A 15,518-nucleotide genomic window follows, 5' to 3' on the forward strand; every position below is an offset into this window, starting at 1 on the left:
AAACATTTCCCGCCCCACCACATTCCCCCTGTGGGAGCGAGCCTGCTCGCGAAAGCGGTGTGTCAGCTAAATATTCATTGACTGACACACCCTCTTCGCGAGCAGGCTCGCTCCCACAGGGAGGAATGGTGTGGGGTCAGGCCTTTTTGGTGCGTGGCAAGAAGATCGCCAGTACGCCAAACAGTGGCAAGAACGAGCACAGGAAATACACGTACTCAATCCCGTGTACATCCGCCAGATGCCCCAGCAGCGCTGCACCAATCCCGCCGAAACCAAACATCAAACCGAAGAACACCCCGGCAATCATCCCGACATTGCCCGGCACCAGTTCCTGCGCATAAACCACAATCGCCGAGAACGCCGAAGCGAGGATGAAGCCGATCACCACGCTGAGGACACTGGTCCAGAACAGATCGACGTGGGGCATCAGCAAAGTGAACGGCGCCACGCCGAGGATCGAGAACCAGATCACCGCCTTACGCCCGATCTTGTCGCCAATCGGCCCGCCAAAGAAGGTCCCCGCCGCCACCGCTCCAAGGAACAGGAACAGGTGCAATTGCGAACTGGCCACCGACAGGTCGAACTTCTCGATCAAGTAGAACGTGAAATAACTGGTGAGGCTGGCCATGTAGAAATACTTGGAGAACACCAGCAGCCCAAGCACCACCAGCGCACTCGTCACCCGGCCCTTCGACAAACCGTGAGTCGCCGCCTGGCCGGCCTTGAGTTTGAACAGGTTCAAGTGATGGGCGTACCAACGACTGATGCGGTACATCACGAACAGCGCAAACACCGCGAACAAGCCGAACCACGCCACGTTGCCCTGGCCGAACGGAATAATGATCGCTGCCGCGAGCAACGGGCCGAATGCGGAACCGGCGTTACCGCCGACCTGAAAGGTCGATTGCGCCAGACCAAAACGTCCGCCCGAGGCCAGTCGCGCGATGCGTGATGCCTCGGGGTGAAAGGTCGAGGAACCGATACCGATCAGCGCCGCCGCCAACAGAATCATTGGAAAGCTACCGACCACCGACATCATCACGATGCCAATCAGCGTGCAAATGGAGCCTGCCGGCAACAGCCACGGTTTCGGATGCCGATCGGTGTGATAACCAACCCACGGTTGCAACAGCGACGCGGTCAGTTGAAAGGTCAAGGTGATCAGGCCGACCTGAGTAAAGCTCAGATCGTATTTGGCCTTGAGCATGGGATAGATCGACGGCAGCACCGATTGAATCAAGTCGTTGATCAAATGCGCCAGCGCCACCGCGCCAATGATGCGCATCACCAATGGACTGCTTTGCGGAGCAGCGGGCGCCGAGGCAGCGGCGGTCTGAGCGTTGCTGATAGCCATGGAAGTTTCCGGACAACAGATGAGTGCACGCAGGCAGGTGCGCCAATGTGCCATTTTTAGGTGCGCGAGCGCCATCCCCTTAGGCAGCTAACTAACTGACCAATCTGACCAATCTGACCGAATCGCTGAATGGCTGAATGGCCGGATTACTGACTAACCGAATCATGTAGGAGCTGCCGAAGGCTGCGATCTTTTGATCTCGACTCTGAAAAACAGATCAAAAGATCGCAGCCTGCGGCAGCTCCTACAGGGGACAAGTGATAGCGCAACGCCATGGTCTGAATCTTGCCTTGCTTCATCCCTTGAACGCGGCGCCCTTACAAAGGGCACCGACAATGGGAAGTTTCGCTACAGAGCCGGCCTACAGAGCGGGCGACAGTGAACTTTCGAGGCCTTTTAGCAGGGCACAACATCAACGTCTTACGACGGCGATGCACGCCGATGGTGCGTGGTGTTCAGAGGAGTCATGGGGCATGCAGGCTTTCCTTTCACCGGGGATCAAATTGCTGGGGCGGTTTGGCTTCGCAGGTAAATTCCAGTTGTTGTTTTTGCTGTTCATTCTGCCGTTGACCGGCAGCCTGTTGATGATTGGCCAGGACTATCGCGACAAGCTCAACCTGATCTCCGGCGAACGTGCCGGCGTACGTCAATTGCTCGCACTCGATGCGCTGGACAACCTGCTCGCTGCCCAACGCGACCGTGCTGCCCGTTGGCGCGCTACCGAAACCAATCGCCAGCCGACACCGGCCACCCTCGCCGCCATGGGCGCGTTCGACGCAGTACAACCGGCGGTTGTGCAAGCCATCACCGATTTGGGTAACACCCTGAAAAACGAAGGTGCCGAAGGCGAAACGCTCAGTCGTTACCAGGCGCTGCAAACTGCACTGAACGGATTAGATTCGAAAAGCCTCAGCGGCGTCGGTTGGTGGCCGGACGGCTACGACCGTTTCACCAACGCCCTCAGCGCCCTGCAAGCGTTGCGCGAGCAGATCGTCATGGACAATCGCCTGACCCTCGCGCCGTGGCTGGAAACCTATTTGCTCACACAGATCTCCACGCAGCACGCGCCGGATCTGATCGAACGCGTCGGCCGCCTCGCTGCGGTCGGCCAAGCCTCAGTCGTCTCCGGCCAATTCACCCTGCAGAGCCGTTTGCAGTTGCGCGACTTGCGCAGCCGCATCGGCGACGCCCGCGAGCAACTGGTCAAAACCGCCACGCTGCTCGAAGCACGCCTGCCGACAGATCAGCAGAGCTGGGCCAACCAATACCATGACAGCCTTAAACGCCTCGACAGCGGCCTGAAGGTGCTCGACGACGGCGTGTTCGGCGGCAGCATTACGCTCAAGCCGGAAGACTTCGAACGCAGCCTCGACACGTTACTGACGGATCTCGCTTCACTGCGTCAGCAGTCGTTGGTGTCACTGGATCAGCGGCTCGACGCCTATCACGGCTCGGCGATCCATCAGTTCATCATCGTCGCGACAATCTTCGGCTGCCTGCTGCTCGCGGCGCTGTATTTGTTCATCTGCCTGCAAGCCTCGATCCGTCGCAGTGCCAGCGGCATCACCGTGCTGGCCGAAGCCCTGCGCGATGGCAACCTGAGCCTGCAAGTGCCGGTGGTGGGCCGCGATGAGTTGGCGGCGATCAGCACTGCACTCAACGTCGCCGTGGTGCAATTGCGTACGAGCATGCTCGGTGTCGATCATGAGACGTCGCAACTGAGCAACGCGGTGCGCAGCCTTAACGATCACTCCAGCGGCGCGCTCGGTGAAGTCGAGGCGCAGCAGTTGCAGATATCCCAGATCGCCGCTGCCGCGACGCAATTGGCCGCGACGTCGCAAGGCGTGGCGCAGAGTTGTGAACAGGCGTCCGGCAGCGCGCAGCACACCCGACGCATCGCCGCCGACAGTAGCCGCGACAGCCAGCGCACGACCGCGAGCATTCAGCAGCTCAATCAACGACTCAACGAAACGGCGGCAGCGCTGGGCCGGGTCAGTGAGCAAGGGCAACAGATTCAATTGGTCGTCGACACCATTCGTGGTGTCGCCGAGCAGACCAACTTGCTGGCGCTGAACGCCGCCATCGAAGCCGCGCGCGCCGGGGAACAGGGTCGCGGCTTTGCCGTGGTCGCCGATGAGGTGCGCAGCCTGTCGCAACGCACGCAGTCGTCCACCGCGCAGATCGCCGGCACGGTCGACAGCTTGCGCGCGACGGTCAATGAAGCTGTGAGCCTGATGGAAGCCGCGTGCGGCCAGGCGCAATCGGATGCCGAAGCGGTCACGGGTCTGGGCGAACGCTTGGGAGAAATCGCCAGCGCCGTGCAGAGCGTCACTGACACCCTGGCGCAGATTGCTACGGCGGTTGAAGAACAGGCGAGTACCGCCGACGAGGTCAGTAGCAATATCCAGCAGGTCGATCAGGCTGCGTTGCGTTTGCTCGAAGGTGCGCGGGCAGTGAATCTCGCGGCGGACACGCTGAGCCAGGGCAGCCATGCGCTGAGCGCCAATACCGCAAGATTCCAGCTGCGTTGACACCCGGCCCAGCCTTGATTTTCGGGGTCGGAGGATAAGCGGTTGAAAATAAGAAGAAATATTTTAAATTTACGCTTGACGCTTTTCCATTTCAGGGGAATAATGCGCGCCACTTGGCTACATAGCTCAGTTGGTTAGAGCATAGCATTCATAATGCTGGGGTCCGGGGTTCAAGTCCCTGTGTAGCCACCAAGTACTAAAAACGGCTTACCGAAAGGTAGGCCGTTTTTTTATGCCTCGAGAAAAGTCTCGGTGATCTGTTATTCCGCGGTAATCACCAGACACCCTTTCATCACACGCACTTTGACGTTCTCGTTCACCTCGAATCCTGCCTGCCGTAACCACAGGCCGCTAGCGGCACCAGGGTGTTGTCGCACCTTGGTTCCGCGTTCTTTGGGTTACTTCAAACTTCTTTTTCTCCGTCGCTCGCTTTGGTCGCTGCCTGTGCGATCAGGGCGTCGAGCATCTGCGCAATAACCTTTCATTCGACTGAATCGGCACCGACAGATCAGGTTGAAAAAACGCTGTAGGGAACGGGTTCGATTCAGGTATGAATTAGATCGCGCACCACAAATACAAAAAAACGGCTTACCGCAAAGTGAGCCGTTTTTTGTGCCTAGAGGAAAGTATCGGCAGCCAAGACACTGATGATTTACTGCGACCAGTTTTCCATCGCCGACAACCCTTTCGCCCAGATTTGCCGAGTGCGCAAACCGACCATCGCCCGCCAATCCGGATCGGCGGGATAAAACTGCTCCAGCAAATTTACTTTGATCCCCCTCCCCGTCGCATCCAGCGGATCGCCATGCAGATGCAGCCAATGGTCATCGCGCAAATAGCGATGCACATCCGGCCCCGGATATGTCCCGCACTCGATTACAAACGGCATCAACTGAACGTCCGGTAAAGCATTGAGCAGCGCCTGCGAGGTATATCCGGTAGCCGTCGCCGCCACTCCGGTTTCGCTAAAGGTGTCGGCGCCCGTGTGCAGTGTGTAAAGCCATGGGCCGTAGATCGCCTGAGCGTGCGCAAGTGCCGGGTAAGGCGACTCGGTGATGGTCAGTAACATCGGATGGCCGTATTCGCCAGCGCCGGTGTGCAAATCAAAACACATCACGGTTTCAGCGCCAGCCAGATGCACGTCGATGATTTGATGCAACGTGCGATTCGACCAGCTCGGCGCCTGGCCGCCATAAAACAGTCCATCGGGATGACTGTGCTGCCCGCCCTCGACAATCGACATCACCGCCGGCCAGCCGTGTTGGTTGATCTGGGCATCGAGCAAGGCATCGGCGCGTTGTCGCTCGGGGCCATTCAAATCAATGCACGCGTAGATTTCATGCAATGCGGCGTACGCACGGTTATCCGGCAGCGGTCCGGTGAAATCCTGGTGATTGCGGTTGAGGTCGATGTTGTCTTCGTTGACCCTTCGTAACCACGCCGTGCCCCATGGGTTGATCAGGTGAACCATCACCACCGCGACATCCTTGGGCAGCGAGCCGGCTACGAAGGTTTTCAGCCAATCGATCTGACAGTCGGAGCCGTAATAGCCCTCGACCCCGTGCGTGCCGCTGAGCGCCACCAGTCGGCGTTTGGCTTGCGGATCGCCAAGTATGGCGACATCAGTGCTCAGGGGTTCGCCGAAGGGCCCGCGGCGTGGATGTGCGTAGGAGGTGAGCGTGGCGCCGGCGGCGTTGGCGGCGGCCAGAAACTGTTCGCGTTGATCGCGGTAGCTGGATTCGGTGGGGAACTCGCTGTGCATTCTTGGCCTCTTGTGATTTTTATGCCTTTGAACTGTAGGAGTGAGCCTGCTCGCGATAGCGGTGAATCAGTCAGCAATGATGTTGAATGTGCTGACGCTATCGCGAGCAGGCTCACTCCTAAAGGGGGACGTGTGCGGTCAGTCGATTGACGTTGACCCTAGCGAACATCCGCCCCGAAAAGAAAGACAAAAATGCCCATCGGTTTGCGTCGCGACCGAGCGGTCGATAAAGTCCCTCAGACTTTTATCCCACGGACGGAGAGCCCGCGTGTTTTCAGCCTTGCCCTTGAGCCGCTTTCGCCTGCCAGCCCTGACGCTGATCATCAGCGCCCTGACCCTCACCGCGTGCAACGCCCCACCCTCCTCGACCCTGCCGCTGGCGCCGGAAGCCGCTTCCGGTTACCGCACCGATCTGCAAACCCGCCACGCCAGTCAACACATGGCAGCGGCCGCTAACCCGCTGGCCGCCGAAGCGGGGCGGGAGATGCTGCGTCAGGGCGGTTCGGCGATTGATGCGGCGATTGCGATGCAAGCGGTGCTGACGCTGGTCGAGCCGCAATCTTCCGGGATTGGTGGCGGCGCGATGATCGTGCTGTGGGACGGCAAACAGGTGCGCACCTATGACGGTCGCGAAACTGCACCGGCGGGCGCTACCGAAAAGCTGTTTCTACAGGCCGACGGTAAACCGATGCCGTTCCCGCAGGCGCAGATTGGAGGGCGCTCGGTCGGCACGCCGGGCGTGTTACGTGCGCTGGAGATGGCCCATCAGCAACATGGTCGCCTGCCTTGGGCCAAGCTGTTCGAACCGGCAATCAAGCTCGCCGAACAAGGCTTCGCGATTTCCCCTCGCCTGCATTCGCTGCTCGCCTCTGATCCGGTGATCAGTAAATCGCCAGACATGGCCAAGTACTTCCTTAACGCCGATGGCAGCGTCAAAGCCGTCGGCACGCGCCTGCAAAACCCGGCATTGGCCGCGGTGCTCAAGCGCATCGCCAACGAAGGCGCAGATGCCTTGTACAAAGGCCCGATTGCTGAGGAGATCGTCGCCAAGGTTCAGGGCCACGCCAACCCCGGCAGCCTGTCGCTGAACGATCTACAGCGCTACCAGGCCAAGGAGCGCGCGCCGCTGTGTACCGATTACAAGCGCTGGCAGGTCTGCGGCATGCCACCGCCGTCGTCGGGGGGGATCGCTGTGGCGCAGATTCTCGGCACCTTGCAGGCGCTGGAAACCCGCGATCCACGCTTGTCGCTCACCCCACTTAAACCGGTGAAAACCGACAAACCGGCCGGCATAGAACCCGATCCACAAGCCGTGCATCTGATTGCCGAAGCCGAACGCCTGGCCTACGCCGACCGCGCGCAATACGTCGCCGATACCGACTTTGTGCCGGTGCCGGTAAAAGGTCTGGTCGATCCGGGTTATCTCGCCAGCCGCGCCAGCCTGATCGGCGAACGCAGCATGGGCAGCGCCAAACCGGGCACACCGCCGGGCGTGCAGGTAGCCTACGCGCCTGACCGTTCGCCGCTGCGCATCTCGACCTCGCAAGTGGTCGCGGTGGATGACCTCGGCGGCGCCGTGTCGATGACCACCACCATCGAAGCCGCGTTCGGCTCGCACCTGATGGTTCAGGGTTTTCTACTGAACAACCAGATGACCGACTTCTCGTTCATCCCCGAAGAGAACGGCCAGAAAGTCGCCAACCGCGTCGAACCCGGCAAACGCCCACGGTCATCGATGGCGCCGACGCTGATCTTCGATCGCAACAGCGGCGAATTCCTCGCCAGCGTCGGCTCACCGGGCGGCTCGCAAATCATCGAATACGTGGCGAAAACCACCGTCGGCCTGCTCGACTGGAACCTCGACCCGCAAAGCGCCATCAGCCTGCCCAACTTCGGCAGCCGCAACGGCCCAACTGAACTGGAGCAAGGCCAGTTCAGCCCGGCGTTGATTCAGGCGTTGAAAAACAAGGGGCATGCGGTGAACGAAATCGATATGACCAGCGGCACCCAGGCCATCGTGAGGGTCAAGGATGCGCAGGGGAAAGCGTCGTTGGCAGGTGGCGCGGACCCACGGCGTGAAGGGGAAGCGTTGGGGGATTGAAGCCAGGACACAAACAAAAAAGGCTTACCGCGAGGTAGGCCTTTTTTCATGCAACTGATTGAACTTGGAACATCGCTCGGCTCAGCGATTAGCCACCAAATGTGCACCAAACAACAGATAGCAACCGCCCGCGAAGCGATCCAGCCATTGCCTTGACCGCTCGTATACACCAGCGATCCGCCGACTGGCGAAGAACAGCGCCACGCTGCAATACCAGCTGAACGACAGCGTCGCCATCGTCATCACCGCCAGTGCCAGCAACAGTGGCGGGATGTGAGCCGGCATGGCGGTGGCGAAGATGGTGGCGACGAACAGTGCGGATTTGGGATTGGTCATGTTGCCCAGAAAGCCCCGCCCGTAAGCGCCGAGCAACGTCTGCTCCGGGGTATCGAGCGTGCCAGGGACGATCGGCGTCTTGCGCTTGAACTGCTTGAGTCCGAGGTAGATCAGGTAACAGCCGCCGGCAATCTTGAAGCTCAGGTACAGCGTCGGCGCGGCACTGAACAGCGACTGAATGCCCAGGCCACCCGCCAGCCCCCACAACACCGTTCCGCTGGCGACGCCGAGCGCCGCGACGACGCCATGGCGGCGCGAACGGCTGACCGCCAATTGGGCGATATTGAAGAAGTTAGGCCCGGGCGTGACCACGGCGACCGTCCACAACAGGGCCAGCGACAGCAACGGCGCCAGATAACTCGAAAGGGAAAGATCCATGGGGCACGCGCCTGATCGGTTCGACGATGCCCTCTACCTTGCAACATCCAGCAACGTTTTGCCATCAACGACCATCAAATCGTTAGCGTCTTGCCATCCACCGCATCGCCAATCTTCAGGAAATGCCCACCCGCCACATGGTGCAAGGTGCGCAAACCGTCATGCCCTTCGAAATGCCAGCGCCCGTCGCTGAACACGCGTTCATCGGCTTGGGCGGCGATGACTTCGGCGAGGAACAGGTCGTACTGTTCGTGGTTGCGCGGCTCCGGCAGCAAACGGCATTCGAGCCAGGCGACGCAACCGTCGAGCAATGGCGCTTCGACTTGCTCACCGCTGAAGGTTTGCAGGCCGTACGCCTGAAACTTGTCCTGTCCCTGGCTTTGGGTGATTTCCAGCCCCGACGTATTGCCGACGGTTTGCACGATGTCGGCCTGATTGACGCACGGCACGTTGAGTACGAAGGTGCCGGAGGCTTCGAGCAGTTGTCGCGTCCAGGTGGATTTGTCGAGCACGACGGCGACTTTCGGCGGTTCGAAATCCAGCGGCATAGCCCAGGCGGCCGCCATGATATTGCGCTGGCCATCATGGGCGGCGCTGACCAGCACGGTTGGGCCGTGATTGAGCAGGCGGTAGGCTTTGTTGAGAGGAACCGGGCGGCGGTGGGCGTTGCTCATGGGGATCTGCTCCGGGGACAAAGGAGCCGATTGTAGCGCCAGCACCGAAAGATCTGCTGCTGAAAAAACCCTGTAGGAGCTGCGGAACGCTGCGATCTTTTGATCTGGGCTCTGATCCTTAAAATCAAGAGATCAAAGGATCGCAGCCTCGTTTCACTCGACAGCTCCTACAGGGGATCGGTGCGGGTCAGTTGGAGAGTTGGTTGGCGAATTGGCCAACCGCATCCACGACTTTCTGCGCGCCGTCCTGAATCTCGACGATCACCGTGCCCGCCTCCGCCGCCAGCGCCAGCCCTTGTTCGGCCTGGAGCTTGCCATCGGCCATCAGCGCGACGGCGTTGCGTGCCATTTCCTGGTTCTGGCGGACCACGCCAACGATTTCTTCGGTCGCCTGGCTGGTGCGCGACGCCAGTTGCCGCACTTCATCAGCCACCACTGCAAAGCCGCGACCCTGTTCGCCGGCACGGGCGGCTTCGATGGCCGCGTTGAGCGCCAGCAGGTTGGTTTGCTCGGCAATCCCACTGATGGTTTTGACGATGGTACCGATGACCAGCGACTGCTCGTTCAGCGCTTCGATGCCTTCACCGGCAGCCTGCATGTGCCGTGAAAGATCGCGCATCACGTTCACCGCTTCGGTTACCACGGTGGTGCCGCGCTGAGCAGTGCTGTCGGTTTGCTGCGACGTGCTGTAGGCAATGCTGGCGGCGTCGGCAACCGCTTGCTCGCGATTGACCTGATCCGTGATCACCGTGGCGAACTTCACCACTTTGTACAGTTTGTTGTTGGCGTCGACCACCGGGTTGTAGGACGCCTCCAGCCACACCGTACGACCATGGCTGTCGACCCGTTTGAAGCGGCCGGCGACAAACTCGCCGCTGTTCAATCGACGCCAGAAGTTCTGATACTCGGCGCTGTTGTATTCCTGCGCCTCGCAAAACAGTCGGTGATGTTTGCCCTTGATCTGCGCCAGGCTGTAACCCATGCCGCCGAGAAAGCGATCGTTGGCGTTGAGCACGTTGCCATTGAGGTCGAACTCGATGACGGCGGTGGAACGTACCAGCGCGCCGATCAGGTTTTCGTGCTCGCGAGAGGCTTCGATGGTGCGGGTCAGGTCGCTGGCGAAGATCGAAATGTGTTTGATCCGCCCGTCCGAAGAACGCACCGGTTGGACGATCGAACGCAGCCACGCTTCTTCACCATTGCCGCGAAGCAGGCGTATGGCGCCGGCGAAATGCTCGCCGCGGGTCATGGCGCTTTTGAAGCGGTGGTGGAATTCGTCGGACTTCACATGGGCCGGCACGATGTCTTCAATAGCCCGACCGATCAGGTCGTGGTTCTTGTAGAGCATCTCGTTGAGGAAGTTCTGGTTGACCGACTGCACCCGTCCATCGGGCTCCAGGGTCAGCACCAGCATCTCGCTTTCCAGGCTTTCCTTCACTTGCACAAGGCTGGAGAGTTCTTCACGAAGAGCGGCCAGCTCTTGCTTCAAGCGTTTGTTGAACATGGGAAGGTACCGATGGGCAGAGTAGAAAGCGGGATGCAGGCTAACCATCGGCCTTGGAATGCTTTTCTGAAGAGCGATTGAGACTGGCCAGTCAAAAATAATCTCGGCGGGTCTCTGGCCTGATCCATTGCCCCAAAGACCGATGACAAAACCCGGCGCTGTGGCCCGGGCGGATCAGGTATTCTCAAGGCAAATTGCAACAACATGTTGCCGGTATCTGCCCGATAAGGAGTCCCGCCTTGGATTTATCGACCGCTGCCTGGATGGTTCATGACACCCGATTGATCCTCTGCTGCCTGCTCGCGATTGCGACGATCATCGTGTTGATCAGCGCCACTAAACTTCCGCCCTTTCTATCGATCCTGATCGGCACTTTTATTGCCGGCGTTGGCGCAGGCTTACCGCCAGAAGACGTTGCCAAGGCGTTCAGCAAAGGCGCCGGGGCCATTCTCGGTGAAGCCGGGATCATCATCGCACTGGGCTCGATGCTCGGTGCGCTGATGGCCGAGTCCGGTGCTGCCGATCGCATCGCTTCGACCCTGCTCGGGCTGGGCAAAGGCAAGTCCTTGCCGTGGGTCATGGCGTTGGTAGCGATGGTGATTGGCTTGCCGCTGTTCTTTGAAGTGGGGCTGGTGATGATGGTGCCAATCATCTTCGTCATGGCCCGGCGTTCGGGTCAGCCGCTGTTGAAAATCGCGATTCCGGCGCTGGCCGGGATGACCACGCTACATGCCTTGATGCCCCCGCATCCCGGGCCGCTGATCGCCGTCAGCGCTTTGCATGCCGACCTTGGGCTGACCATGTTGTTGGGTTTCAGCATCGCGATTCCGGCGGTGATTCTGGCCGGACCGCTCTACGGCAACTGGCTGTCGAAACGCATGCACGTCGATGAGCCGGCGGAGCTTGGCGCATTGTTCAGCGCCCCGCCGAAAGCGCCGCGCCAGCCAGGTTTCGGCATGTCGATGATGATCATTCTGCTGCCGGTGTTGCTGATGCTTGGCAGCACCCTGGCGAAAGTCGCGATGAGCCCGGAAAGCAACGTCGCCCTGACGCTGAAGTTTTTCGGTGAGCCTTTGGTAGCGCTGGGCGTTGCCGTCATGGCGGCGGTGATCTGCCTCGGCTGGGCCAACGGCATGCCTCGCGATCAAGTGGGCGGCACTCTGCGCAAAAGCCTCGCGCCGATTGCCGTGCTGTTGCTGACCATTGGTGCCGGCGGTGGCTTGAAGCAGACCTTGCTGGATGCCGGCGTCAGCCAGACCATCAGCAAAGTCGCCGAAGGCGCACACATGCCGTATCTGTTACTGGCCTGGTTGATCGCCGTGGCATTGCGCCAGGCCACAGGCTCGGCGACGGTCGCCACCACCACGACGGCGGGGATTCTGGCGCCGATGATGGCGGGGCTGGCAGCGACACAAAGCTCGTTGGTTGCGCTGGCGATTGGCGCCGGTTCAGTGTTTTTCTGCCACGTGAACGACGCCGGTTTCTGGATGGTTCGCGAGTACTTTGGCTTGCAGCTCAAGCAGACAATCTGGGTCTGGTCGATCCTGCAGACCATTGTGTCGGTGGTGGGGTTGGTCGGGACGTTGCTGTGGTGGCATTGGTTGACCTGACAGCCTCCGCGCTATTTACGCTGAGGCTGTCAGCCAGTCGTTATGAACAGGGCGCCACGGATTGGCTGCCGACACGGCTCATGCGCGAACCGAAGTATGCCGCGCTGATGATGCCCACAGCGCCCATCACCGCGCAGAACATCACGCAGATCCAGGGGCTCCACGGCATCAGACCGATCAGCAGCAACGGGGTGATGCTCGCCCACGCCGCATAGGCAATGTTGTAGGTAAAGGAGATGCCTGACACACGAATGCGTGCCGGGAACAGCCCGACCATCACCGACGGCACCGCGCCTACGACACCACACGCCAGACCGGCCACCGCGTAGGCCAGACCGAGCCAATGACCGCCCGAGATCAGACAGCCGTAAAGCACTGCGATGCCCAATGGCAGCAGCAGGCTATAGAGCATGACCGTGCGCCACGCGCCGATGCGGTCGACCAGCAGCCCGGCGAGCACGCAGCCGATATTGAGGAAGACAATGCCCAATGCGCTCAGGGCGAAGGTGTGGCTGGCGGTCATGCCGAAGGTTTTCTGCATCATGGTCGGGGTGATCACCACGAACACCACCACTGCTGAGGTCAGCACGCAGGTCAGCAGCATGGCCGGCCACATCGCCAGTCGATGCTCGCGCAGCACCGTGCGCAGCGGCAGTTCGACCCGCGCCTCGCGCTGCGCTTCCATGGCCATGAACACAGGGGTTTCGCTCAACCAGCGACGCAGGTAGACACCGATCACGCCGAACACGCCGCCCAGCAGGAATGGGTAGCGCCAGGCGTAATCGAGGATTTCCGTCGGGGTGAAGACTTGCGCCAGAAAAGTCGCAGTCAGCGCGCCGATCAGATAACCAAACGTCAGGCCGGCCTGCAAAAAGCCCAGCGCATAACCGCGATGCCCGGTGGGCGCATGTTCGGCGACGAACACCCACGCGCTCGGCACTTCACCGCCCACGGCAGCCCCTTGCAGAATGCGCAGCGCCAGCAACAACAGGGGGGCGAAATAACCGATCTGTGCATAGGTCGGCATGATCCCGATCAGCAGGCACGGCAGCGCCATCATCAGGATGCTCAGGCTGAAGACTTTCTTGCGCCCGAGTTTGTCGGCGAAATGCGCCATCAGGATTCCGCCCAGTGGCCGTGCCAGATAGCCGGTGACGAAGATGCCGAAGCTTTGCAGCAGGCGCAGCCACTCGGGCATTTCTGGCGGGAAGAACAGCTGGCTGAGGGTCAGGGCGAAGAATACGAAGATGATGAAATCGTAAATCTCCAGCGCCCCGCCAAGGGCCGCAAGGCCGAGGGTCTTGTAGTCGGAGCGGCTGAACGGCGCAGGTTTGGCCGTGGGTTGGGCAGTCATGGCAAAGAACTCTGGATCAGGCAAAAACCAAGGCGCCCATGGTCTACGCAAACGGGCTGGTGGACAACCCGTTAGACCATAGTCATGGTTTTGCAAAACCTGCTCACAAAGCGTCGGCAGTTGAATTACTGTTAATGCCTGTCCAGCGGGACCACGCCGGCGCCGGCCAAACGATGGGAATCCCCTGTGGGAGCGAGCCTGCTCGCGAAAGGGTCAGTTCAGGCAACTTTGATGTTGAATGTGCCGACCTCTACGCGAGCAGGCTCGCTCCCACAAGGAGTCTCTGTGTTGCGCAGAGGAGTGATTGTTCCTGTAGACCCACAATAACCATAAAAATCCGAGGTATTCCTGTGGCCGTTGATATCGAAGATAGCCGCTCTGCGCGCTTTGCCCTGCGCTGTTCAAGTTTTGCCGAACGCTGGTTTCCCGATTCCTGGGTGTTCGCCGCGTTGGCCGTCATCATCGTGGCACTGGCCACGCTGGCCATGGGCGCCAAACCCACCGACGCCGCGATGGCCTTCGGTGACGGCTTCTGGAGCCTGATCCCGTTCACCATGCAAATGGCCTTCGTGGTGATTGGCGGCTACGTGGTCGCCAGCTCGCCACCCGCCGTCAAACTGATTGATCGCCTGGCACGCATCCCGAAAAACGGCCGCTCCGCCGTGGCCTGGGTCGCGCTGATCTCGATGGTCGCCTCGTTGCTCAACTGGGGACTTTCGCTGGTCTTCGGCGGTTTGCTGGTACGCGCCCTCGCCCGCCGCACCGATCTGAAAATGGATTACCGCGCTGCTGGCGCCGCCGCTTATCTGGGCCTCGGCGCAGTCTGGGCGCTGGGCCTGTCGTCGTCGGCCGCGCAGTTGCAGGCCAACCCAGCCAGCCTGCCGCCATCGATTCTGTCGATCACCGGGGTGATTCCGTTCACCGAAACGATTTTCCTCTGGCAGTCCGGCGTCATGCTGCTGGCGCTGATCGTGGTTTCGATCATCATCGCCTACGCCACTGCGCCCGGCCCGAACTCGGCGCGCGACGCCAAGGCCTGCGGCATCGACCCGGCCTTCAACCTGCCGCCGCTGCAACCGCGCACCCGGCCGGGCGAATGGCTGGAACACAGTCCGCTGCTGATCATCGTGCTGGTGTTGCTGGCAGCGGGTTGGCTGTTCCACGAGTTTTCGACCAAACCGGCGATCACCGCGATTTCCGGGCTCAACACCTACAACTTCCTGTTCATCATGCTCGGCGCGCTGCTGCACTGGCGTCCGCGCAGTTTTCTTGATGCGGTGGCCCGTGCAGTGCCAACCACCACCGGCGTGCTGATTCAATTCCCGTTGTACGGCTCGATTGCCGCGCTGATGACCACCGTCAAAGGCGCCGATGCGCAAACCCTCGCGCACCACATCTCGACGTTTTTCGTCAGCATCGCTTCCCACGACACTTATGCGCTGCTGATGGGCGTGTACTCGGCGATTCTCGGTTTCTTCATTCCGTCCGGCGGCGGCAAGTGGATCATCGAAGCGCCGTACGTGATGCAGGTGGCCAATGATCTGCAATATCACCTCGGCTGGGCGGTGCAGATCTACAACGCCGCCGAAGCGCTGCCGAACCTGATCAACCCGTTCTACATGTTGCCGCTGCTCGGTGTGCTTGGGCTGAAAGCGCGGGACTTGATCGGTTTCTCGTTCGTGCAGTTGCTGGTGCACACGCCGCTGGTGCTGTTGCTGCTGTGGGCGTTGGGCACGACATTGGCGTATACGCCGCCGGTAATGCCGTGACTTGATGGGATTGCACCTGCTCCAATGCAGGTGCAATCAGTTTTGATCGACGGGCAATAGGTTCAGGAGAGGAACACTAGACACCGCACGATTTGTAACCCAGCAGTCATATTTCCTTGCTAGGGTCCGCCCGAAACAAGCTGAA

At 60.4% G+C, this 15,518-nt stretch carries 10 protein-coding genes and 1 tRNA gene; 5 read left to right on the top strand and 6 right to left on the bottom strand.

The features are described 5' to 3' along the window. Positions 1-136: 136 nt before the first annotated feature. Positions 137-1,354 (bottom strand): MFS transporter, encoded by a 1,218-nt coding sequence (locus tag JFT81_RS18910; RefSeq protein WP_201228483.1) that lies wholly within the window; start codon positions 1,352-1,354, stop codon positions 137-139. A gap of 473 nt (positions 1,355-1,827) precedes the next feature. Here JFT81_RS18910 and JFT81_RS18915 point away from each other — a divergent pair, with 473 nt between their 5' ends. After that, positions 1,828-3,885: a methyl-accepting chemotaxis protein gene (locus tag JFT81_RS18915; protein WP_201228484.1), complete on the top strand. Its 2,058-nt coding sequence runs from the start codon at positions 1,828-1,830 to the stop codon at positions 3,883-3,885. 115 nt (positions 3,886-4,000) lie between these two features. Next, positions 4,001-4,077, top strand: a tRNA-Met gene (locus JFT81_RS18920). 460 nt (positions 4,078-4,537) lie between these two features. On the opposite strand, the gene JFT81_RS18930 is transcribed toward JFT81_RS18920, so the two are convergent. After that, positions 4,538-5,647, bottom strand: coding sequence for a DUF2817 domain-containing protein (locus tag JFT81_RS18930; RefSeq protein ID WP_201228486.1), 1,110 nt, complete (start codon positions 5,645-5,647; stop codon positions 4,538-4,540). A 268-nt stretch (positions 5,648-5,915) separates the two neighbouring features. On the opposite strand from JFT81_RS18930, the gene ggt reads away from it, so the two are divergent. Continuing rightward, a complete protein-coding gene (gene ggt, locus JFT81_RS18935) occupies positions 5,916-7,748 on the top strand; it encodes a gamma-glutamyltransferase (RefSeq protein ID WP_201228487.1) in 1,833 nt (610 codons plus the stop codon). A gap of 81 nt (positions 7,749-7,829) precedes the next feature. Here the strand turns inward: ggt and JFT81_RS18940 are convergent, their stop codons facing one another. The 3 genes from JFT81_RS18940 to JFT81_RS18950 all read right to left on the bottom strand — a co-directional run bounded on the left by JFT81_RS18940 (position 7,830) and on the right by JFT81_RS18950 (position 10,640). Further along, positions 7,830-8,462, bottom strand: coding sequence for a LysE family transporter (locus JFT81_RS18940; RefSeq protein ID WP_201228488.1), 633 nt, complete (start codon positions 8,460-8,462; stop codon positions 7,830-7,832). Between the two features lie 74 nt (positions 8,463-8,536). Next, positions 8,537-9,136, bottom strand: coding sequence for a flavin reductase family protein (locus tag JFT81_RS18945; protein WP_201228489.1), 600 nt, complete (start codon positions 9,134-9,136; stop codon positions 8,537-8,539). Between the two features lie 187 nt (positions 9,137-9,323). Continuing rightward, positions 9,324-10,640 carry a PAS domain-containing methyl-accepting chemotaxis protein gene (locus tag JFT81_RS18950; protein WP_201228490.1) on the bottom strand — a complete coding sequence of 439 codons (1,317 nt, stop codon included), beginning with the start codon at positions 10,638-10,640 and terminating at the stop codon, positions 9,324-9,326. A 239-nt stretch (positions 10,641-10,879) separates the two neighbouring features. Between JFT81_RS18950 and JFT81_RS18955 the strand changes: the two genes are divergently transcribed. After that, positions 10,880-12,250, top strand: coding sequence for a gluconate:H+ symporter (locus JFT81_RS18955; RefSeq protein WP_201228491.1), 1,371 nt, complete (start codon positions 10,880-10,882; stop codon positions 12,248-12,250). Positions 12,251-12,290: 40 nt separating this feature from the next. Here the strand turns inward: JFT81_RS18955 and JFT81_RS18960 are convergent, their stop codons facing one another. Further along, positions 12,291-13,604, bottom strand: coding sequence for an MFS transporter (locus tag JFT81_RS18960; RefSeq protein ID WP_201228492.1), 1,314 nt, complete (start codon positions 13,602-13,604; stop codon positions 12,291-12,293). A gap of 350 nt (positions 13,605-13,954) precedes the next feature. Here JFT81_RS18960 and JFT81_RS18965 point away from each other — a divergent pair, with 350 nt between their 5' ends. Then, positions 13,955-15,373: a TIGR00366 family protein gene (locus JFT81_RS18965; RefSeq protein WP_201228493.1), complete on the top strand. Its 1,419-nt coding sequence runs from the start codon at positions 13,955-13,957 to the stop codon at positions 15,371-15,373. The last annotated feature ends 145 nt before the right edge of the window (positions 15,374-15,518 follow it).

This window comes from Pseudomonas sp. TH43 (genome assembly GCF_016650635.1).
Taxonomy (GTDB): Bacteria; Pseudomonadota; Gammaproteobacteria; order Pseudomonadales; family Pseudomonadaceae; genus Aquipseudomonas.